Genomic DNA, 20,496 nt, shown 5'->3' on the forward strand with positions numbered 1-20,496 from the left:
TGTCTCAGCCGGGGATCAAGCCGAAGAAGTACTGTAGATACTGTGCGAGCATCATCGACGGTAGCAGGTAAAGAGCCGTCAGCGCCGAGGCGAGCAGGTTCTGGTTGCCGGTTATCGTGCGCAGCAGCCGGAATAACAGGACGACGCCGGCAACAAGGACGATCAGCGACAAAAGAGCCGTAAGCTGATGGCCTCCACGGGCCAGCAGGAGGAGCGCGGCCGGAATTGCCATGGCATAGGAAAGAGGCACCGAGAGCCAGTTGGTGGTGACGATCACCGGCACGACCAGTGGGCCGAATCCGAGGGGGCGCGAAAGGGCGGCGACCAGCACGATCGGCAGCAGCCAGCTGACGAGGTCGACAATGAGCAGTTTGAGGAAAAAGCCGATGCCGACGGTCGTGCCACTCGGCATCGCCGAAAGATAATAGAGCCGCCAGGATGCCCAGGACACGGCCATGGCCGGCAGCGACCAGAGGATCGCCGTGAAGGAGCGCCACAGCCCGCCTTCGCTGATGTCCAGCCAGCTATAGCCTTCGCGGTTGCCCTGGATCAGCAGCCAGAGCCCCTTGATATAGGCGAGAACCTCGTCAAGCAGCGGCATGGCCGAACCAGCGGGCAACGAAGGTTTCGTAGATCTCGGTCAAGGTCTCGAGATCGGCGACGGCGACCCGTTCGTCGACCATGTGCATGGTCTGGCCGACAAGGCCGAACTCGACCACCGGGCAATAGTCCTTGATGAAGCGGGCGTCCGACGTGCCGCCCGTCGTCGAAAGCTTCGGCTGGCGCCCGGTCACCGCCTCGATCGCGCCGGAAAGCGAATCGATCAGCGCGTTGTTGCGCGTCAGGAAGACGTGGCTCGGCCTCTCGTTCCAGACGATATCGTATTTGACCGGCTGCCGGCCGGGCCGGAGCGTTTCGTCCTTCGCGGCGCGGTCGAGACGGGCGACGATCTCGGCCTTCAGGCTTTCGGCCGTCCAGCTATCGTTGAAGCGGATGTTGAAGGCGGCAGTCGCCTTCGCGGGAATGACGTTGACGGCGGGATTGCCGACGTCGATCGTCGTCACTTCCAGATTGGACGGCTGGAAATCCTCGGTGCCATTGTCGAAGGCTGGGTCCATCAGCGCTTGCGTGAGCTGCAGAATGCCGCGCACCGAATTGTCGGCAAGGTGCGGATAGGCGGCGTGGCCCTGGACGCCGTGCACGGTGATCCGGCCGGACAGTGAGCCGCGCCGGCCGATCTTGATCATGTCGCCGAGGCTCTCCGGATTGGTCGGCTCGCCGACGAGGCAGGCGTCCCAGCGTTCGCCTTTTTGGGCAGCCCATTCGAGAAGCTTCACCGTCCCGTTGATCGCCGGGCCTTCCTCGTCGCCGGTGATCAGGAAGGAGATCGAGCCTTTCGGGCGGCCATGCTTCTCGATGTGTCGGGCCACGGCTGCGACGAAGCAGGCAATGCCGCCCTTCATGTCGACGGCGCCACGCCCGTACATTTCGCCGCCGGCGATCGCGGCGGAGAACGGCGGATGGGACCAGGCGGTTTCGTCGCCGACCGGCACGACATCGGTGTGGCCGGCGAACATCAGATGCGGGCCTTCGGTGCCGAGCCGGGCATAGAGGTTCTCGATATCCGGCGTGCCTGCCTCCTTCGCCACGACCCGATCGACCGTGAAGCCGAGCGGCGCCAGCATCGTTTCCACAGCGGTGAGCGCCCCGCCTTCGGCCGGGGTGACCGATGGGCAACGGATGAGGGCGGCGAGATTGGAGATCGGATCGGTGGGGAACATCGAGCGGAATGCCTGCGGAGCCGGTGGGCCAAGGAACTGAGATTGCTGGTTTATCCGATCGGCCCCCGGCTGTCACGTCCGATGAGGAGTGACGTTGAAACGAGAGCGGGCTGGACGATGGTCCGGCCCGCTGGGATGTTGGCTTCGGCCAGCCCGCTATTCGCCGGGGGCGAGATGCGGTGCTTCGATCTGGCCGCCCGCGTGCTTCAGCGGCCGCTCGCCGGAGAGCTTGCGGATCAGCACGTAGAAGACCGGCGTCATGAAGATGCCGAAGGCGGTGACGCCGATCATCCCGGCAAACACCGCAATGCCCATGGCCGAGCGCATCTCCGCACCGGCGCCAGTGGAGGTGACGAGCGGCACGACGCCCATGATGAAGGCCATCGAGGTCATCAGGATCGGCCGGAGCCTGAGCCGGCTCGCCTCGATCGCGGCGCTGACGGCGCTCTTGCCGGAGAGTTCGAGCTCGCGGGCGAACTCGACGATCAGGATGGCGTTCTTCGCCGATAGCCCCACGAGCACGATCAGGCCGATCTGCGTGAAGACGTTGTTGTCACCGCCGGTCAGCCACACGCCGGTGAGCGCCGCCATGATGCCCATCGGCACGATCAGGATGATCGAGATCGGTAAGAGCAGGCTCTCATACTGGGCGGCAAGCACCAGATAGACGAGCAGCAGTGCCAGCGGGAAGATCAGGATGCCCGAATTGCCGGCAAGGATCTGCTGGTAGGTGAGGTCCGTCCATTCGTAGCTGATGCCGGGCGGCAGCGTCTCGGCGGCGATCCGCTCTATTGCCTCCTGCGCCTGGCCGGACGAGAAGCCCGGTGCCGGCCCACCATTGATGTCTGCGGCGAGGAAGCCGTTGTAGCGGATCGCCCGCTCGGCGCCGACCGTCTGCTCGACCTTCAAGAGCGCCGACAGCGGGATCATCTCGCCCGACTGCGAACGGACCTTCAGCTTGCCGATGTCGTCGGCATGGCTGCGATAGTTCGCGTCGGCCTGGATGCGCACGCTGTAGGTGCGGCCGAAGGCGTTGAAGTCGTTGACGTAGAGCGAGCCGAGATAGATCTGCAGCGTCTCGAACACGTCGGTGACGGCGACGCCGAGCTGACGCGCCTTGACGCGATCGAGATCCGCATAGAGCTGCGGCACGTTGATCTGGTAGCTCGAATAGAGCCCGGCCAGTTCCGGCGTCTGTGCAGCCTGCGCCAGGAAGGCCTTGGCCGCATCGTCGAGCGCCCGGTAGCCGAGGCCGTTCTTGTCTTCGATCTGCAGCTTGAAGCCGCCGGTCGTGCCGAGGCCCTGGACGGGCGGCGGCGGGAACATGGCGATGAACGCATCCTGGATGGCACCGAACTCCTGGTTCAGCTGCATGGCGATCGCGCCGCCGGAGAGTTCCGGCGTCGTGCGTTCCTCGAACGGCTTCAGCGACACGAAGACGATGCCCGAGTTCGAGGAGTTGGTGAAGCCGTTGATCGACAGGCCCGGGAAGGCGATGGCGTGCTCGACGCCCGGATGCTTCAGCGCGATGTCGCTCATCCGCCGGATGACGTCCTCCGAGCGGTCGAGCGTCGCCGCGTCCGGCAATTGCGCGAAACCGATCAGATACTGCTTGTCCTGGGCCGGCACGAAGCCGCCGGGAACAGCGCGGAACAGCGCGAAGGTGACGCCGAGGAGGATGACATAGAGGCCCATGATCAGCGACTTGCGCGTCAGGATGCCGCCGACGCCGCGGCCATAGGCTGCCGAACTTGCCCCGAAGAAGCGGTTGAAGCCGCGGAAGAACCAGCCGAACAGCGCGTCCATGATGCGCGTCAGACGATCCTTCGGCGCGTGGTGGTCCTTGAGGAGAAGGGCGGCCAGCGCCGGCGACAGCGTCAGCGAGTTGAGGGCGGAGATCACCGTGGAGATCGCGATGGTGAGCGCGAACTGGCGGTAGAACTGCCCGGTCAGCCCGGTGATGAAGGCAAGCGGCACGAAGACGGCGACCAGCACCAGCGCGATCGCGATGATCGGGCCGGAGACCTCCTGCATGGCGCGATAGGTCGCCTGTACCGGCGAGAGACCCTGCGCGATGTTGCGCTCGACGTTTTCCACGACGACGATCGCGTCGTCGACGACGATGCCGATCGCCAGCACCAGGCCGAAGAGGCTCAGCGCATTGATCGAGAAGCCGAAGACATACATCACCGCGAAGGTGCCGACGATCGAGACGGGAACCGCGACGAGCGGGATGATCGAGGCCCGCCAGGTCTGCAGGAAGACGATGACGACGAGGACGACCAGCGCGATCGCTTCGAGGAGCGTGTGAACCACCGACTCGATCGACGCCCTGACGAATTGCGTCGTGTCATAGACGATCTCGTAGTCGACTCCTTCCGGCATGGTCTGCTTCAGCTCGGCCATCGCCTTGTGGACGTTTTCGGAGATCTGGATGGCGTTTGAGCCGGGCGCCTGGAAGACGCCCATGCCGACGGCGGCCTTGTTGTCGAGCAGCGAGCGCAGCGAATAGTCCGCGGCGCCCATCTCGACACGCGCGACGTCGCCGAGGCGGGTGATCTCACCATTTTCGCCGGACTTGACGACGATCTCGGCAAAATCCTCCGGCGTCCTCAGCCGCCCTTGCGCATTGACGGAGAGCTGCAGGTCGAGGCCGGCCACGGAGGGCGACGCACCGATGACGCCGGCGGCGGCCTGGACGTTCTGTCCGCGGATCGCGTTGGCGATGTCGCTTGCGGCGAGACCCCGTTCGGCGGCCTTTTCCGGGTCGATCCAGACGCGCATCGAATAGTCGCCGCCGCCGAAGATCTGTACTTGGCCGACGCCCTCGACGCGGGCCAGCCGGTCCTTGACGTTCAAGACGCCGTAGTTGCGCAGATAGTTGATGTCATATTGGCCGTTCGGCGAGATCAGGTGCACGACGAGCGTCAGGTCCGGCGAACTCTTCACCGTGGTGACGCCGAGGCGGCGCACTTCTTCCGGCAGGCGCGGTTCTGCCTGTGCGACGCGGTTCTGCACCAGTTGCTGGGCCTGGTCCGGATCGGTGCCGAGCTCGAAGGTGACGGTCAGCGTCATCAAACCGTCGGCGGTCGCCTGGCTCTGCATGTAGAGCATGCCCTCGACGCCGTTGATCTGCTCCTCGAGCGGGGTGGCGACGGTTTCGGCGATGACGGACGGGTTGGCGCCCGGATATTGGGCGCGCACGACGATCTGCGGCGGCACGACCTCCGGGTACTCGGAGATCGGCAAGCCGGTCATGCCGATCAGGCCGGCGACGAAGATCAGCACGGAGAGAACGCCCGCGAAGACCGGGCGGTCGACGAAAAAGCGTGAGAAGTTCATAACGATCCCCCTTTGGGAACTTCGGGCAAACAAAGGGCGTCTGCGGCGGAAATGTCCGCCGCGAGCCGATTGATGCCGTTGGATGTCTTACCGCCGCTCCGCCTCTACGGGAGGCAGGGCGCGCCTTGTCTATGGTTTGGCGATCGAGGCAGTCGCCTGCTCGGCCGGCTGCGGAGCGACGACGACGCCGGGGCGCACCCGCTGCAATCCGTTCACGACGATGCTTTCGCCGGGCTTCAGGCCGCTTTCGACGATCCGCATCCCGTCTGACGTCGGCCCGAGCGTCACCTGCCGGTACTCGACCTTGTTGTCCGAACCGACGACCAGCACGAATTTTTTATCCTGATCGGAGCCGATGGCACGGTCGCTGATCACCAGCTTCTCTGCCGGCTCCGGATCGCCGATGCGGATCCGCACAAACTGGCCCGGGATTAGCCTGCCGTCGGGGTTTTCGAGCGCCGCCCGCAAACGAATGGTGCCGGTTGCCGCATCCACCTCGTTGTTGATCAGCTGGATATGGCCGCTGATCGGCGTGCCCTCGTCGGCGGCCGTGCCGATCTGCACGGGAATGCGCTCGATCGAATCGGTGCCGGCCGAAGCGGAGAGCTTGGCGAGCGCCGCTGCGACCACTTCCTCGTTGACGTTGAAGCTCGCATAGATCGGGTCGACCGAGACGAGCGTGGTCAGCACCGGCGAGGCCGTACCGGCGGAAACAAGGTTGCCGGCCGTCACCTCGAGCCTGCCGGCGCGTCCGGCGATCGGAGCGCGCACCTCGGTATATCCCAGGTCGAGGCGGGAGGAGCGCAGCGCCGCCTTGGCGGAACGGACATTCGCCTGCGCCTCGTCATAGGCGCTGAGCCGCTGGTCGACCCCGCTCTGCGGGATGGCGCTGGTACTGACCAGCTTGCGGGCGCGATCGAGCTCGGTCTTGGCGAGTGCCACCCGCGCCTCTGCCGCGGCGACCTCGGCTTCGGCCCGCTCGACTGCGGCCGCATAGGGCTCGGGGTCGATGGTCACCAGTAGGGCACCCTTCTCGACGAGGGAACCCTCGCGGAAATGGGCGCTGAGGATCGCGCCACCGACACGGGGGCGAACCTCGACCCGTTCGATCGCCTCCAGTCGGCCCGAGAAACTCTCCCAGGTGGTGATCCGGCGCGTCTCCGCCTTGGCGACGGAAACCGGAACGGCGGGCGGTGCGGCAGGTGACGCTTCGGTAGCCGCGTCCGCCTGCAGGTGAGCGGGGAGGCCGAGTAGGACGGCGCCTCCGCCGGCGACTGACAATAGAATGCTGAGGCCGGCGCCCCAAAGGGCGCGGCGAGTAACGCTCGACGTCATGGTCTCTCCTTGCCGGTCGGGAGCCGGCTCCTAATGTATGCTTACGTCTGTGTGGCCCTCGCTCCCGCCTTCTGGAAGAAGCGGGAGAAAATGCCGGATATGGTTTCTTCCGGCGCGTGCCAGCTTTCCTGAGCCGCGGCATTGGCCGGGATCCAGGCGGCGCGGCCGGGCAGGACGTGCATCTCCACCGGAACGCCGGCACCGCGCAGGCGCTCGGCATAGGCCTTGGCCTCGTCGCGCATCGGACATTCCTCGCTGGTGATCACCAGGGCCGGAACGAGGCCGCCGAGCCGGGTGCAATGGCCAGGCGCCGCGTAAGGGTGGGTCAGGCCGCGGCCTTCGCCGAGATATTGCTGCCAGCCGTCGGCGATCGACTGCACCGAGCCCTGCGGACAGAACTTGCGGAACGACGGCGTCGCCAGGCAGGGGTCGAGGAGCGGCGACAGCAGGATCTGGCCCTTGAGGTCGGTCAGAAACTGGTCCCGCGCCATCAGCGCCAGGCCGGCGGCGAGGTTGCCGCCCGCCTCTTCGCCGGCGACGAACAGCAGCGACTTCTTGTGCGCAAACTGCGGGCAGCGGCTGCGCATCGAAGCAAGCATTGCATAGGCGGCGTCGAGCGCCGCCGGAAACGGGTTCAGGCAGGCCGACGGATATTCCGGCGAGATGACGACCGCACCGGCAGCGGCAAGTGCATTGGCGACCTTCTCTCCGGCCGCAACCGAATCTCCCGTGAAGCTTCCACCGTGCAGATGCAAGACGACCGGCGGCGGTGCGAGCAGCGACGCACCCTTGTAGACGCGCGCGCGGCACGAGCCCTGGCCCGTCTGCATCGTCTCTTCGGTAAAATGCGTGCCCATCTCTTGCCTCGGCAATGGGTGAATCCCTAGATGAGGGACAACCCGCGATGTTCACAGCATATCATTGTCTTTCGTTTGGAATAGTCTGCCGGGTTTGATTACACTATTCGATATTTCGAACAATCGGCTATTGAAAATGGATCAGCTCACGGCCATGCGCGTGTTCCTCCGGGTGGTGGAAACCGGGAACTTCACCCGGGCCTCCGTCTCGCTCAACATGCCGAAGGCGACCGTCACCAATCTCATCCAGGGGCTGGAGGCGCATCTTCGCACCAAGCTGCTGAACCGCACGACGCGGCGGGTTCTGGTGACGCCGGACGGTGCGCTCTACTACGAACGCGCCGCGCGCCTGCTTTCCGATATCGACGAACTAGACGGCAGCCTCTCGAGCGCCCAGAGCCTGCCGAAGGGTCGGCTGCGCGTCGAGACGGCGAGCGCCTTCGCCAACCTGATCATCATTCCGGCATTGCCCGAATTTCAGGCGAAATACCCGGATATACAGATTGATCTCGGCGTATCGGATCGCACGATCGACTATCTTGCCGAGAACGTCGATTGCGCCATCCGTGGCGGTACCTTGACGGACCAGTCGCTGATTGCCCGGCGCATCACGGAGATGAAATTCATCACCTGTGCCTCGCGCGACTTCCTCGAGAGGCACCCTATCCGCAACATCCATCCGACCTTGAGAAGAATCGCCATGCCGTCGGCTACTTCCTGCCGAAGTCGGGTCAGCAGATGCGCTTCCAGTTCCGAAGGGGGAACGAGGAGATCGAGATCGATAGCCGCTATGCCGTGGCGGCAAACGAAGCGACGACCTATGTCGCGGCCGCGCGGGCGGGAATGGGCGTCATCCAGGCGCCGTTCTTCATGGTTCGCGACGACCTTCGCGCTGGCACCATGGTCCCAGTGCTGCCCGACTGGCAGGTCGATCCGATGCCGGTCTACCTGGTCTATCCGCCGAACCGGCATTTGAGCAGCCGGCTGCGCGTCTTTGCCGACTGGGTCGTGAAGGTGATCGCGCAGTCGCAGCTCGATGGCGCGTAGCTCGAGGGCTCACTCGCCTGGATGATGGGTTAAGCCTGCCGGTTCTTGGCGTTGTTGCGCTTGGCTTTCGGCTTGAAGTCGCCGTCTGTCTTCCGTGCGTCAGGCTTCCCCTTCTTCTGGCTCCAGGGCTTTTCCTCGCGCCTCTCCGGATGCGCGTCCTGGCTGACTGGAGGCTTCTTCTCGAACTTGCGTTTCGGCTGAAAATCTCTTTGGCCACGCTCCGGCGCAGTCTCTGCCGGCCGCGGCCGCTTTTTCGCGAATTCTTGCTTGTCGTCGCGCGGCTGCGAGCCGTCCGGGGTGCCTGGCAGCGTCTTGACGCGAATGCCCTTTTCCAGCGTCCGGTTCGGGCCGATCGCCGCGAGGAAGCGCTCGGCGCCGTCGGCCGTCAGTTCGACATAGGTTTCCTCCGGCTGCATGCGAATCGCGCCGATGTCGCGTTTGCTGAGCTTGCCATGGCGGCAGAGCATCGGGATCAGCCAGCGCGGCTCGGCATTCTGTTTGCGCCCGACGGAGAGCGAGAACCATTGGCCGTCGGTAAAGTCCGCGCGCGGCGCCGGGCCGCTGTCGCCGGTGAAAGCCGGGCCGTCGCGGCGGCCTTTCTTGCGGTCGTCGGAAAGGGGGACGTCGGAAAGCTCCTCGGGAGCGGAACGGCGCGACCGGAACTGCCGCACGAAGGCGGCGGCCAGTTTCTCGGCGCCATGGCGCTCGATCAGCGTCTGGACGATCGCCTGCTCGTCGTCGCGCAACGGCTCGTCGAAGGCCGCATCGGCGATGAGACGCTCGTCGTCGCGGCTTGTCACGTCCTCTGCCGACGGCGGCTTGGCCCAGGCAGCGGTGATGCGGGCGCCATCAAGCAGTCGCTCCGCTTTCCGCCGCTGATTGACCGGCACGATCAACGCGCTGACGCCCTTCTGGCCGGCGCGACCGGTGCGGCCGCTGCGATGCAGCAGCGTGTCCGGATTGGTCGGCGGGTCGGCATGGATGACGAGCTCGAGGCCCGGCAGGTCGATGCCGCGCGCCGCCACGTCGGTGGCAATGCAGACGCGAGCGCGGCCGTCGCGCATCGCCTGCAGCGCATGATTGCGTTCGTTCTGGCTGAGTTCGCCCGAGAGCGCTACGACCGAGAAGCCGCGGTTGTTGAAGCGGGCCGTCAGGTGGTTCACCGCGGCACGGGTCGAGCAGAAGACGATCGCATTGCGGGCGTCATAGTAGCGCAGCACGTTGATGATGGCGTTTTCCCGGTCGCTCGGCGCGACGAGAAGGGCCCGGTATTCGATGTCGCCGTGCTGCTTCTGTTCGGAGGCAAGCCCGATGCGGACGGCGTCGCGCTGGTAGTTCTTGGCGAGCGTCGCGATCGAGCGCGGCACGGTTGCCGAGAACATCAGCGTCCGGCGGTCGTCCGGCGACGCTTCGAGGATGAATTCCAGATCCTCGCGGAAGCCGAGATCGAGCATCTCGTCGGCCTCGTCGAGGACGATCGCGCGGAGCGCCGAGATGTCGAGCGAGTCGCGGCGGATATGGTCGCAGAGCCGGCCCGGCGTGCCGACGACGATATGGGCGCCGCGTTCCAGCGCGCGCCGCTCGCTGCGGATATCCATGCCGCCGACGCAGGACGCGATCGTTGCCCCGGTCATCTCGTAGAGCCATTCGAGCTCGCGCTTGACCTGCAGCGCCAGTTCGCGCGTCGGCGCGATGACGAGCGCCAGCGGCGCGCCCGGTGCATCGAATTGCCTTGCGGGGCCGAGCAATGTCGGCCCGAGCGCCAGGCCGAAGGCGACGGTCTTGCCGGAGCCGGTCTGCGCCGAAACCAGTGCGTCGGCGCCTTCAAGCGCCGGGTCGAGCATCGCCTGCTGAACCGGTGTCAGGGTGTTGTAACCGCGCTTCGCCAACGCCTCGGCGATCGAGGGCGCGATCCCTTCGAACTCTGTCATGTCCTGTCTTTCGGATTTCGGTCGTCGCACCGGCAGACGAGCGGATCATGGATCGGGTCGTCATCAGGCGTCGATAGCCGCGGCCAACGTCGCGGCCCTGTTCATTTTGGGCGCTACATACGCGCTAGCAGAGCGAATGTACAGGGGCGGGGCGGTCTCAGCGCCTGGGACCGTTGCGGCGCCCGCCGAACTCGTTGGCACCCGGCGCACCGGGCCACAGACAGAGCGCGATGAAGACGATGGGGCTCAGCACCGGGATGAAGAGGCAGAGCGCGAGAGGGCCGGGATAGCCGATATCATGCAGGCGCTTGATCGCCAGCATGGCGATGGAGACGGTCGAGGCGACGCCGGAGCCGATCATCGCCAGCGTCCAGAGCGCTAGCGCCGCGTCCTGATCCTCGTATTTCAGCATCTGCATCAGGATGATGCCGCCGAGGACAAGCCAGAGCAGCCAGGAGAGAAAGAAGGGCAGGCGACCGATCCGGCCGGAGGGGCTGAAGAACAGCCAGGTCATGCTCGGCTGCCGCCCCTCCTCGGCCATGATCAATCCCGGAGCAGTTCGTTGATGCCCGTCTTGGAACGCGTCTTCTCGTCGACCCGCTTGACGATGACGGCGCAATAGAGGTTCGGCGCCGGCTGGCCGTTGGCCATGGTTGAGCCGGACGGCATGGAGCCGGCGACGACGACGGAATAGGGCGGCACTTCGCCATAGGTCACTTCGCCGGTGGAGCGGTCGACGATCTTCGTCGACTTGCCGATGAAGACGCCCATGCCGAGGACCGAGCCCTCGCGGACGATGCAGCCCTCGACCACTTCGGAGCGGGCGCCGATGAAGCAATTGTCCTCGATGATGGTCGGGCCGGCCTGCATCGGCTCCAAGACGCCGCCGATGCCGACGCCGCCCGAAAGATGCACGTTCCTGCCGATCTGCGCGCAGGAACCGACGGTTGCCCAGGTGTCGACCATCGTTCCCTCGCCGACATAGGCGCCGAGATTGACGAAGGAAGGCATCAGGATGGCGTTGGGGGCGATATAGGCGGAACGGCGCACGACGCAGTTCGGCACGGCGCGGAAGCCGGCCTTCTCGAACTCGTTGACGCTCCAGCCGTCGAACTTGGAGGCGACCTTGTCCCACCAGACCGACTCGCCCGGACCGCCCTTGACGAGTTCCATCGGGTTCAGCCGGAAGGAGAGAAGCACGGCCTTCTTGAGCCACTGGTTGACGGTCCAGGTGCCGTCGGAACCGCGTTCGGCGACGCGCACCTTGCCGCTGTCGAGCAGGTTTAGCGCCGCCTCCACCGCATCGCGAATCGCGCCGCGTGTGCTGGTGCCGACGGCCTCGCGATCTTCGAAGGCGGTCTCGATCGTCTGCGACAGGGAGGCGAGGTCGTGGTTCGTCATCGGATTTCCTTAAGTTCGCGTTGTCCAGCAAGCTCTACTGCATAATTCCTCGAATCGGAACCGATTAAAGGACGGAATCGGCCGGCATTTCAGTGGGTCGCGGCGACCGCTTGCGACCGAAAGAGGCGTGTTGCCGCGGCGCCTGGCTCTGAAAGTTGAACGGCCTTTCGGCCCGCTCTCCAAACGGGGGACTTGGCAAGCCCTCCCGTTTCCGGCAGAGAGACGCACTTATGACTGACGAGCACAGGAATGGGCATGTCCGGACGAGATGCCGGCTGTCCGGAACGCGACGGGACGAAGGCATATGGGACGCATGAAGAAGCGCAGCTTGCGCGGCAAGGGCGGGGTCTGGGATCCGCTGGCAGACAGCGCGCAAAGCAGGCAGCGCGCCTCGACCGTTCCTGTGACGCCCCAATCGGCCTCTCCAACCTATCGGCTTGCCTATATCGACGACGATTTCCTCTGCCGCGAGGAACTGCGGCCGGTTCGCCTGCAGCTCGAACTCCTGAAGACGGAGATGATGCTCGAGGAGCGCGGCATCAACTCGACCGTCGTCATGTTCGGCGGCGCGCGCATTCCCGAACCGGGCGGCGACGCCTGGGCGGCGAAGAACGAGACGCAGCGCAAGAACCTGGAAGCCGCTTCGGTCTACTATGACGAAGCCCGCAAGTTCGCGCGGCTCTGTTCCGAGCAATCCGCCAAGCTCGGCCACAAGGAATATGTGATTGTCACCGGCGGCGGGCCGGGCGTCATGGAAGCGGGAAACCGCGGCGCCGCGGACGTCGGCGCGCCGTCGATCGGCCTCAACATCGTTCTGCCGCACGAGCAGGCGCCGAACAGCTACGTCACGCCCGAACTGTCGTTCAACTTCCACTATTTCGCGATCCGCAAGATGCATTTCCTGCTGCGCGCCAAGGCGGTGGCGGTCTTCCCGGGCGGCTTCGGGACGCTCGATGAGCTGTTCGAGACCATGACACTGATGCAGACCGGCCGCCTGGCGCTCGTGCCGCTGGTCCTCTTTGGCGAGAAGTTCTGGCGCTCGATCATCAATTTTGAGGCGCTGGCCGAATTCGGCACGATCGCGCCGAACGATATCGACCTCGTGCATTTCGTCGATACCGCCGAAGAGGCATGGGAGATCATCGCCCGCTTCTACGAAACGGTGGATCCGCGCGCCGTACCGATGGCCACGGGCAGGCGGTAGGCTTGTCGGGCGTGCCCGTTACACCCGGGCCACGACGCGGCGCAGGAAGCCGGCCAGATCCTCGGTGACGTAGTCGATCTGCTCATCCGCGTCGCTGGACGTCTCCCAGGCTTCCGCGAATTCATATTCGAGATTGCGCGGCACCAGGAGGATCGTCTTCATGCCGAGCGCCTTCGGCACCAGCAGGTTGCGCGGCAGGTCCTCGAACATCGCCGCATGCTGCGTGTCGACGCGGTGCAGGCTCATGAATTTGTCATAGGTGTCGCCGGCCGGCTTCGGCACATAGTCGGCCGCGACGATGTCGAAGATGTCGTCGAAATGGTCGAGAATGCCGAGCGCGCGCGCCGTCATCTCCGCATGGGCGACGCTGCCGTTGGTGAAAATGAACTTGCGGCCGGGCAGGGCCCTGATCGCATCGCCGAGATCGGGATTGGCCGGCACGACGCTGTAGTCGATCGCATGCGCCCTTTCGAGAAAATCGTTCGGGTCGATGCCGTGGTGGATCATCAGGCCCTGCAGGGTGGTACCGTGATCGCGGTAATATTCCTTCTGCAGCTTTTTCGCCTCCGCCGGCTCGAGCGACAGGAGTTCGGCCACATAGGCCGTCATGTTTTTGTCGATCTGCGCGAAGAGATTGACGTGATGCGGGTAAAGCGTGTTGTCGAGATCGAAGACCCAGTCGGTGACATGGGCAAATTCTTCGCGGGTCGGCAGGCGGTCGAGCTTTTTCATGGCCGCCTTATGACATGGCGCGCCGGCGAGGAAAACGGATTTATTTCACCGCTCATCCGCGTGCCGATGGATTGTCGCCCCGGCGCGTGCTAGCCGGCAAGGATGGAAACCTGGGTTCTCATCACCGTCGCGGCCGCCTTTCTGCAGAATATCCGCTCCTCCATGCAGAAGCACCTGAAGGGTGCCATGGGGACGACCGGCGCCACCTTCGTGCGCTTCGGCTTCGGACTGCCCTTCGCGCTCCTCTATCTCCTGCTGCTCTGGCGCGTGGCCGGTCATCCGCTGCCGGTGCCGAACGCGACCTTCTTCCTCTGGGCTGCCGTCGGCGGCATGGCGCAGATCGCCGCGACATTCCTGCTCGTGCACCTGTTCTCCTTCCGCAACTTCGCCGTCGGTACCGCCTATTCCCGCACCGAACCTGCCCAGGCGGCGCTCTTCGGGCTGATCTTCCTCGGTGAAAAAGCAAGCCAGGGGACGCTCGTGGCGATCGCCATCTCGGTCGTCGGGGTCATGCTGATTTCCGTTGCCCGCACGACGCTCAGCCCCCGCTCGCTGCTGACCTCGGTCTTCAGCCGGACGGCCGCGATCGGCCTGCTCTCCGGCACCTTCTTCGGGCTCTCCGCGGTTTCCTACCGTTCCGCCTCGCTGGCGCTGGCATCCAGCCTGCCGACGCCGGACTACATGATGCAGGCGAGCTTCACGCTCGGATTCGTCATCCTGCTCCAGACCGCAGTCATGCTCCTTTGGATCGTCGCACGCGAACCCGATGAGCTGAAGCGCATCGGTGCGGCCTGGAAGCCCGCTTTCATTGTCGGCTTCGTCGGTTCGTCCGCGTCCTTCGGCTGGTTCATGGCAATGACGCTGCAGCAGGCGGCGATCGTCAAGGTGGTGGCGCAGGTAGAGATGCTCTTCACCTTCGCCTCGTCCTTCTTCGTGTTCCGCGAATGGATCAATCGTCTGGAATTGTTCGGCTGCCTGCTGATCGTGCTCGGCGTCGTGATGCTGCTTGTCCTCTAGACGGCGGATTCCAAAAATAGGCGCCCGAATTTCGGCGGACGATTCAATCACCGGGTGCTACAAGTTGGCATGCTTTTCGATTTGCCGAACGACGAGATCCTTTACGATGCGCTTCTGGCCCGCAGTTCCGACTATGAGGGCCAGGCCTTCGTCTGCGTCAAGAGCACGGGCATCTTCTGCCGGCTCTCCTGTCCGGCGCGCAAGCCGAAACGGGAAAACACCCTGTTCTTCGACAGCATCGCAGCTTGCATCAATTCCGGCTTTAGGCCCTGCCAGCGATGCCGGCCGCTGGCCCAGGTTTCCGGCAAGGAGCCGCTTGTCGACCAACTGCTGAAGCTCCTCGATCGCGATCCGGATCGGCGCTGGACCGAAGACGACCTGGTGCGGCGCGGGCTCGATCCGTCGACCGTGCGCCGCGCCTTCAAGCGGAGCCTCGGCCTCACCTTTCTCGACCTGGCCCGGCAGCGGCGCATGGGAGAGGCGGCCCGGCAGCTTTCGGCCGGCGCGAGCGTCATCGCGGCGCAGGTCGACGCGGGCTACGAATCGCCAAGCGGCTTCCGCGCCGCTTTCGCGCGGCTGATCGGCGCGGCGCCGGTGAAGGCGCAAGGCCGAGAACTGCTCTTTGCCGACTGGATCGACACGCCGCTCGGGCCGATGGTCGCGGTTGCCGACCAGACGCATCTGCACTTGCTCGAGTTCCATGATCGCAAGGCGCTGCCGGCCGAATTGGAGAGGCTGAAACAAACGGCGCGATCGGCCGTCGTGCCGGGCAGGACCCCGCCGATCGAGCAGATCGACGCCGAACTCAAAGCCTATTTCGCCGGCCAGCCCGTTGAATTTCTGACGCCCCTTGCTCTCGATGGCAGCGCCTTCGAGCGGCAGGTATGGGCAAGGCTCATGCAAATACCGATCGGCGAGACGCGATCCTATAGCGACATCGCGCGAGAAGTCGCTACCATCGGCACGGTGCGTGCCGTTGCCAGGGCGAATGGCGCCAACCGCATTGCGATCGTCGTCCCGTGTCACCGCTGCATCGGGGCGGACGGATCGTTGACGGGGTATGGCGGCGGCCTGGAGCGAAAGCAATGGCTGCTTCGGCACGAGGGCAAGATGAGACCTGTCGGCCTGTTTACGGAGGAGATGCGATGAACCAGGAGGAAAGGGCGCGCGCCTTTGAGGCGCTGCACCGCAAGGGCGACCCGATCGTGCTTTACAATATCTGGGACGCCGGCAGCGCTCGCTGCGTGGCCGAGGCCGGCGCCAAGGCGCTCGCCACCGGAAGCTGGTCGGTGGCGGCCGCGCACGGCTTTGGCGATGGGCAGAAGATCCCGCTGCAAGTGCTGGTCGAGGTCGCCCGCGAGATCGCCGCGTCGACCGACCTGCCGCTATCGGTCGATTTCGAGGGCGCCTATTCGGAGGACCCGGCCCAGGGAGCGGCCAATGTGGCGCAGCTGATCGATGCCGGCGCGATCGGCATCAACTTCGAGGATCAGGTCGTCGGCAAGGGCGGCGTCCACCCGGTCGGCAAGCAGGCGGCCCGCATCCGGGCGATCCGCGAGATGGCGGAACGCCAGAACGTGCCGCTCTTCATCAATGCCCGTACCGACCTGTTCCTGCAGGAAAGCGACGCGGCACGCCATCAGGGTCTGCTGCACGATGCGCTCGCCCGCGCCAAGGCCTATGCGGGAGCCGGGGCAAGCGGTTTCTTCGCGCCGGGGCTCGCCGATGCCGAACTGATCGGCAAGCTCTGTGCCGCATCGCCTTTGCCGGTGAACGTGATGATGAAGCCGGGTGCGCCGGATCTGGCTACGCTTGCCGCCGCCGGCGTCGGCCGCGTCAGCTACGGCCCGTTCCCCTATCGGGCAATGACCGCGTGGCTCAAGGGCGAGGCGGAGAAGGTTTACGGGAAGTAACTGGCGGGAGAGTTTGCTCATCCCGCTGCCGCGACCTTCTCCCCGCAGGCGGGGAGAAGGCGTATGCCGCGCCGCCTCACCCTAACCCTCTCCCCGCGCGCGGGGAGAGGGTTAGGGTGAGGGGCAACTTGAGCAGGAGAGCGACGTGGGGCCGTTCCGTTAAGGCACGATCAGCGTACCGGCGCCGCGTTCGGTGAAGATCTCGAGCAGTACCGAATGGGCGGTCTTGCCGTTGAGGATGACCACGCCCTGCACGCCCGCCTTGATCGCCTCCATGCAGGTCTCGACCTTCGGGATCATGCCGCCGGAAATCGTGCCGTCGGCGATCAGCGCGCGTGCCTGCGCGACCGAAAGCTCCTTGATGAGATTGCCCTCTTTGTCGAGAACGCCCGGAACGTCGGTCAGGAACAGGAGGCGCGTCGCATTGAGCGCGCCGGCAATGGCGCCTGCGAAGGTATCGGCGTTGATGTTGTAGGTATGACCGTCGCGGCCGGGAGCGACAGGGGCGATCACCGGGATCATCTCCGAGCGCGCCAACAGGTCGAGAAGCGTACGGTCTACCTCGACCACCTCGCCGACGAAGCCGAGATCGAGGATGCGCTCGATATTGGAATCCGGGTCCTTGATGGTCTTGCGCGCCTTTTCCGCGAAGACCATGTTGCCATCCTTGCCGCAAAGGCCGATCGCCCATTCGCCGGTCTGGTTGATCAGAGCGACGATCTCCTTGTTGATCGAACCGGCAAGGACCATCTCGACGATCTCGACGGTCTTCTCGTCGGTGACGCGCAGCCCGCCTTCGAACTTTGATTCGATGCCCATCTTGTTGAGCATGGCGCCGATCTGCGGGCCTCCGCCATGCACGACGATCGGATTGACGCCGGACTGCTTCAGGAGCGCGATATCGCTGGCGAAGGCGCGCCCGAGTTCGGGATTGCCCATCGCGTGGCCGCCATATTTGACGACGATCGTCTTGTTCTCGTAGCGCTGCATGTAGGGTAGCGCCTGGGCGAGCAGGCGTGCCTGGATTTCACTCTCTGATGCGGACATAGCGGACCCTCGAAAAATACCGGCTGCTGTTTAGCGCATGTTTCCGCCGGATGGAATGATCCGAGCGCAACATTGCCCGCAATGACGGCGACAGCGACCTTTGCGCGTCTGGAGAGACGGGTGCTGCCGCAGGGTGGTTGCGCGGAGTTTTCTGGCCTAAGGTGTCCGGGATGAAGCCGAGGGGCATATGGCATGGCCGACAAGGAGATTTCCGCGCTGCTGGGGCGCGTGGCTCTGGCAGACCGCGACGCATTCGCCTCACTCTATCGCCAGACAAGCCCGAAACTCTTCGGCATCTGCGTGCGTATCCTCAAGGATCGCGGTGAAGCCGAAGAGGCGCTGCAGGAAGTCTACGTCAAGATCTGGTACCGCGCCGACCGCTTTCTGGCCGGCGAAGCTGCTCCGATGTCATGGCTCGCCGCAATAGCCCGCAATCAGGCGATCGATCGCCTACGGGCGCGCAAACCCGTCGCCAATGCGATTGACGAGGCCTATGATTTGGCTGATCCTGCACTGGATCCGGAGAGATCAGCGATGATCCGGTCGGAGGGGAGGCGCATCGAGGCCTGTCTCGAAGAGCTTGAGGCGGACCGTGCCGAGGCGGTTCGTCGGGCCTATGTCGAGGGATTGAGCTACCAGGAACTGGCCGAGATATTCGCGGTACCGCTCAACACGATGCGGACCTGGTTGAGGCGAAGCCTCCTGAAGTTGAGAGAGTGCATGGAACGATGACGACCCAGAAGCCCGAGAGCGGGGATTCTCGCAGCGACGAAGTGATCGCGGGGGAATACGTGCTGGGTGTTCTGTCTGCCGAGGACCGCCGCCAGGTCGAGGCGCGTATGGCAACCGATCGCAACTTCGCCGCCATGGTCGTTCGCTGGCAAAGCAACCTCGCCTCCATCGACCTGGCCTATGAACCGGTCGCGCCGCCGCCGCATGTCTTCGCTGCGATCGAGAGCAGAGTCTTCGAGAGCCCGGCAAGTACCGGCAGGTCCGCCAGCCTGTGGAACTCGCTGTCGTTCTGGCGCAGTCTGGCCTTTGCCTCGCTTGCCGCCGTCGCCGTCCTCGGGATCTCCATGCTGGAGCTCTTCAGCGCCGGCCAGGGCGGCAAGCCGCTTGTCGCAGAACTCCAGGGGCAAGGCAATGGCCTCGGCCTCGCCCTCGTTGCACAGTTCGACACCGGATCCGGGCGGCTGAGGGTGACGCCGGTCGCTGCCCGGCAGACGGAGGAGAAATCCCTGGAACTCTGGCTGATCAAGGGCAGCGACCCCGCCATCTCGCTCGGCGTGCTGCCGCAGTCCGGCGAGGGCGAGATCCTCGTTCGGCCTGCTGTCCGCTCGAAGATCACCGAAGGCTCGACGCTCGCCGTCAGCCTCGAACCGCTTGGCGGCTCGCCGACCGGCTCGGCCACCGGGCCTGTCATCGCACTCGGCACCACACGCCGGTGAAGCTCCACCGGCCTGAAATGGCGGGGCCAGTTCGTCTTGTTTGTCAACCGGATAGAGAGATCAGGCGCGTGGCTTGAAACTCTTTTTCCACGCCTTCCGTTGCTCGCCATGTTCCCAAAGAGGGAACGGACGACTTGGGCGGGGTGCCTCCGAAGCGCCCCGGTAACAAACGCAACAGGAAGGAAAGAGAAGATGTTCAGGTCCGTGCTCCATTCGACGGCTGTCGCCTCCATTCTCGCCGCCGGCGCAACCTTCGCTCATGCGGAAAACCCGATGGTCGGCGGCGCGCCGATGTATGCCGAGAAGAATATCGTCGAGAATGCCGTCAACTCGAAGGACCACACCACGTTGGTCGCGGCTGTGAAAGCGGCCGGCCTTGTCGAGACGTTGCAGGGCAAGGGGCCGTTCACCGTCTTCGCGCCCACCAACGATGCATTCGGTGCGTTGCCGACCGGGACGGTCGACATGCTCTTGAAGCCCGAGAACAAGGACAAACTCGCCAAGGTCCTGACCTGTCATGTCGTGGCGGCCGATGCGATGTCGTCGACGATCGCCAAGATGATCGCCGATGATGGCGGCGCACACGACGTCAAGACGGTCGGAGGGTGCATCCTGAAGGCCAGGGCCGACGGCGGCAAGATCGGCCTGACCGATGAGACCGGCAGCACCGCCTGGGTTACCATTGCCGACGTGAAGCAGTCGAACGGCGTGATCCACGTGATCAACAAGGTGCTGCTGCCGAAGGGTTGAGCGCCCCGTCACCGGTTCGTGCGGCCTTGCACGGGCCGGTGGCATTCCATCGGGCCAGCGGTTCACGGCGGTTTGATTCGCATTGCTTTGCCGCTTCGGGCGCGGGCCCTCTATACTTCAAGCGGATCGGCTGCGACGCCGCCGACGGGAGGTTCCGATGACGAGTCGACGCAATTTCCTCACATTGGGCGTGGCACTCGCCGCCTGGGTCGCCTCAGGCAAGTTCGCCCCGCCTGCGCAAGCTTCCGAGAGCGGCGAGACCTTCGAAATCACCAGAACGGATGAAGAGTGGCGAACGGCCCTCGGCGAGGCACAGTACCGCATCCTCAGGCAGGAGGACACCGAACGGCCCTTCAGCAGCGCGCTCAACGACGAGAAGCGCAAGGGCATCTTTCATTGCGCCGGATGCGACCTGCCGGTCTATTCCTCCGAGGCGAAATACGACAGCGGCACGGGTTGGCCGAGCTTCTGGCAGTCGCTCCCGGGCGCTATCGGCATGCGTGACGACAATTCGCTGTTCATGACCAGGACCGAATGCCATTGCCGGCGTTGCGGCGGCCATTTCGGCCATATCTTCGACGACGGACCGCCGCCGACCGGAAAGCGGCACTGCATCAACGGGCTCGCGCTGACCTTTGCGCCGGCGGACGTGTGAGGAAAAAGCCCTCAGCGTGACCCCCTCCCTGTTCTG

Annotated in this window: 18 protein-coding genes and 1 pseudogene; 9 read left to right on the forward strand and 10 right to left on the reverse strand. The window is 64.8% G+C overall.

Annotation, left to right across the window (positions count from 1 at the left end; all coding sequences use genetic code 11):
• Positions 1-4: 4 nt before the first annotated feature.
• From N181_RS00270 to N181_RS00290, 5 genes are all read right to left on the reverse strand, one after another.
• Positions 5-601: a hypothetical protein gene (locus tag N181_RS00270; RefSeq protein WP_037391800.1), complete on the reverse strand. Its 597-nt coding sequence runs from the start codon at positions 599-601 to the stop codon at positions 5-7.
• A complete protein-coding gene (gene dapE / locus N181_RS00275; RefSeq protein ID WP_037391801.1) occupies positions 588-1,781 on the reverse strand; it encodes a succinyl-diaminopimelate desuccinylase in 1,194 nt (397 codons plus the stop codon). Before dapE ends, N181_RS00270 begins: the two co-directional genes overlap by 14 nt.
• Before the next feature lie 156 nt (positions 1,782-1,937).
• The gene (locus N181_RS00280) at positions 1,938-5,123 is read right to left on the reverse strand and encodes an efflux RND transporter permease subunit (RefSeq protein ID WP_037391803.1); all 3,186 of its coding nucleotides are present in this window, start codon (positions 5,121-5,123) and stop codon (positions 1,938-1,940) included.
• A gap of 129 nt (positions 5,124-5,252) precedes the next feature.
• Positions 5,253-6,458: an efflux RND transporter periplasmic adaptor subunit gene (locus N181_RS00285; protein ID WP_014327094.1), complete on the reverse strand. Its 1,206-nt coding sequence runs from the start codon at positions 6,456-6,458 to the stop codon at positions 5,253-5,255.
• 41 nt (positions 6,459-6,499) lie between these two features.
• A complete protein-coding gene (locus N181_RS00290; protein ID WP_037391805.1) occupies positions 6,500-7,315 on the reverse strand; it encodes an alpha/beta hydrolase in 816 nt (271 codons plus the stop codon).
• Positions 7,316-7,451: 136 nt separating this feature from the next.
• Here N181_RS00290 and N181_RS00295 point away from each other — a divergent pair.
• Positions 7,452-8,362 (forward strand): annotated as a pseudogene (locus N181_RS00295) (LysR family transcriptional regulator).
• Between the two features lie 29 nt (positions 8,363-8,391).
• On the opposite strand, the gene N181_RS00300 reads toward N181_RS00295, so the two are convergent.
• The 3 genes from N181_RS00300 to dapD form a co-directional block, all read right to left on the reverse strand.
• Complete coding sequence (locus tag N181_RS00300) at positions 8,392-10,293, reverse strand: DEAD/DEAH box helicase (protein ID WP_037391806.1); 1,902 nt, start codon at positions 10,291-10,293, stop codon at positions 8,392-8,394.
• A gap of 157 nt (positions 10,294-10,450) precedes the next feature.
• The gene (locus tag N181_RS00305) at positions 10,451-10,834 is read right to left on the reverse strand and encodes a DUF805 domain-containing protein (RefSeq protein WP_037391807.1); all 384 of its coding nucleotides are present in this window, start codon (positions 10,832-10,834) and stop codon (positions 10,451-10,453) included.
• Between the two features lie 2 nt (positions 10,835-10,836).
• The gene (dapD, locus tag N181_RS00310; RefSeq protein ID WP_037391809.1) at positions 10,837-11,694 is read right to left on the reverse strand and encodes a 2,3,4,5-tetrahydropyridine-2,6-dicarboxylate N-succinyltransferase; all 858 of its coding nucleotides are present in this window, start codon (positions 11,692-11,694) and stop codon (positions 10,837-10,839) included.
• Between the two features lie 304 nt (positions 11,695-11,998).
• Between dapD and N181_RS00315 the strand changes: the two genes are divergently transcribed.
• Positions 11,999-12,898 (forward strand): LOG family protein, encoded by a 900-nt coding sequence (locus N181_RS00315; RefSeq protein ID WP_014327100.1) that lies wholly within the window; start codon positions 11,999-12,001, stop codon positions 12,896-12,898.
• An 18-nt stretch (positions 12,899-12,916) separates the two neighbouring features.
• Here the strand turns inward: N181_RS00315 and N181_RS00320 are convergent, their stop codons facing one another.
• The gene (locus N181_RS00320; protein WP_014327101.1) at positions 12,917-13,630 is read right to left on the reverse strand and encodes a pyrimidine 5'-nucleotidase; all 714 of its coding nucleotides are present in this window, start codon (positions 13,628-13,630) and stop codon (positions 12,917-12,919) included.
• A 102-nt stretch (positions 13,631-13,732) separates the two neighbouring features.
• On the opposite strand from N181_RS00320, the gene N181_RS00325 reads away from it, so the two are divergent.
• From N181_RS00325 to N181_RS00335, 3 genes are all read left to right on the forward strand, one after another.
• Positions 13,733-14,647, forward strand: a complete 915-nt coding sequence (locus N181_RS00325; protein WP_014327102.1) for an EamA family transporter — start codon at positions 13,733-13,735, stop codon at positions 14,645-14,647.
• Positions 14,648-14,716: 69 nt separating this feature from the next.
• Complete coding sequence (locus N181_RS00330; RefSeq protein ID WP_014327103.1) at positions 14,717-15,796, forward strand: bifunctional transcriptional activator/DNA repair enzyme AdaA; 1,080 nt, start codon at positions 14,717-14,719, stop codon at positions 15,794-15,796.
• Positions 15,793-16,560, forward strand: a complete 768-nt coding sequence (locus N181_RS00335; protein ID WP_037391810.1) for an isocitrate lyase/PEP mutase family protein — start codon at positions 15,793-15,795, stop codon at positions 16,558-16,560. The genes N181_RS00330 and N181_RS00335 overlap by 4 nt, the downstream gene beginning before the upstream one ends.
• A gap of 159 nt (positions 16,561-16,719) precedes the next feature.
• On the opposite strand, the gene argB is transcribed toward N181_RS00335, so the two are convergent.
• Positions 16,720-17,607, reverse strand: a complete 888-nt coding sequence (gene argB / locus N181_RS00340; RefSeq protein WP_014327106.1) for an acetylglutamate kinase — start codon at positions 17,605-17,607, stop codon at positions 16,720-16,722.
• 192 nt (positions 17,608-17,799) lie between these two features.
• Between argB and N181_RS00345 the strand changes: the two genes are divergently transcribed.
• The 4 genes from N181_RS00345 (at position 17,800) to msrB (ending at position 20,460) form a co-directional block, all read left to right on the forward strand.
• Positions 17,800-18,339, forward strand: a complete 540-nt coding sequence (locus tag N181_RS00345) for a sigma-70 family RNA polymerase sigma factor (protein ID WP_014327107.1) — start codon at positions 17,800-17,802, stop codon at positions 18,337-18,339.
• Positions 18,336-19,055 (forward strand): anti-sigma factor, encoded by a 720-nt coding sequence (locus tag N181_RS00350; RefSeq protein ID WP_014327108.1) that lies wholly within the window; start codon positions 18,336-18,338, stop codon positions 19,053-19,055. Before N181_RS00345 ends, N181_RS00350 begins: the two co-directional genes overlap by 4 nt.
• 192 nt (positions 19,056-19,247) lie before the next feature.
• Positions 19,248-19,805 (forward strand): fasciclin domain-containing protein, encoded by a 558-nt coding sequence (locus N181_RS00355; protein ID WP_037391811.1) that lies wholly within the window; start codon positions 19,248-19,250, stop codon positions 19,803-19,805.
• A 157-nt stretch (positions 19,806-19,962) separates the two neighbouring features.
• Positions 19,963-20,460 carry a peptide-methionine (R)-S-oxide reductase MsrB gene (gene msrB / locus N181_RS00360; protein WP_014327110.1) on the forward strand — a complete coding sequence of 166 codons (498 nt, stop codon included), beginning with the start codon at positions 19,963-19,965 and terminating at the stop codon, positions 20,458-20,460.
• Positions 20,461-20,496 lie beyond the last annotated feature (36 nt).

The sequence above is a fragment of the Sinorhizobium fredii USDA 205 genome, from assembly GCF_001461695.1.
Lineage (GTDB): Bacteria > Pseudomonadota > Alphaproteobacteria > Rhizobiales > Rhizobiaceae > Sinorhizobium > Sinorhizobium fredii.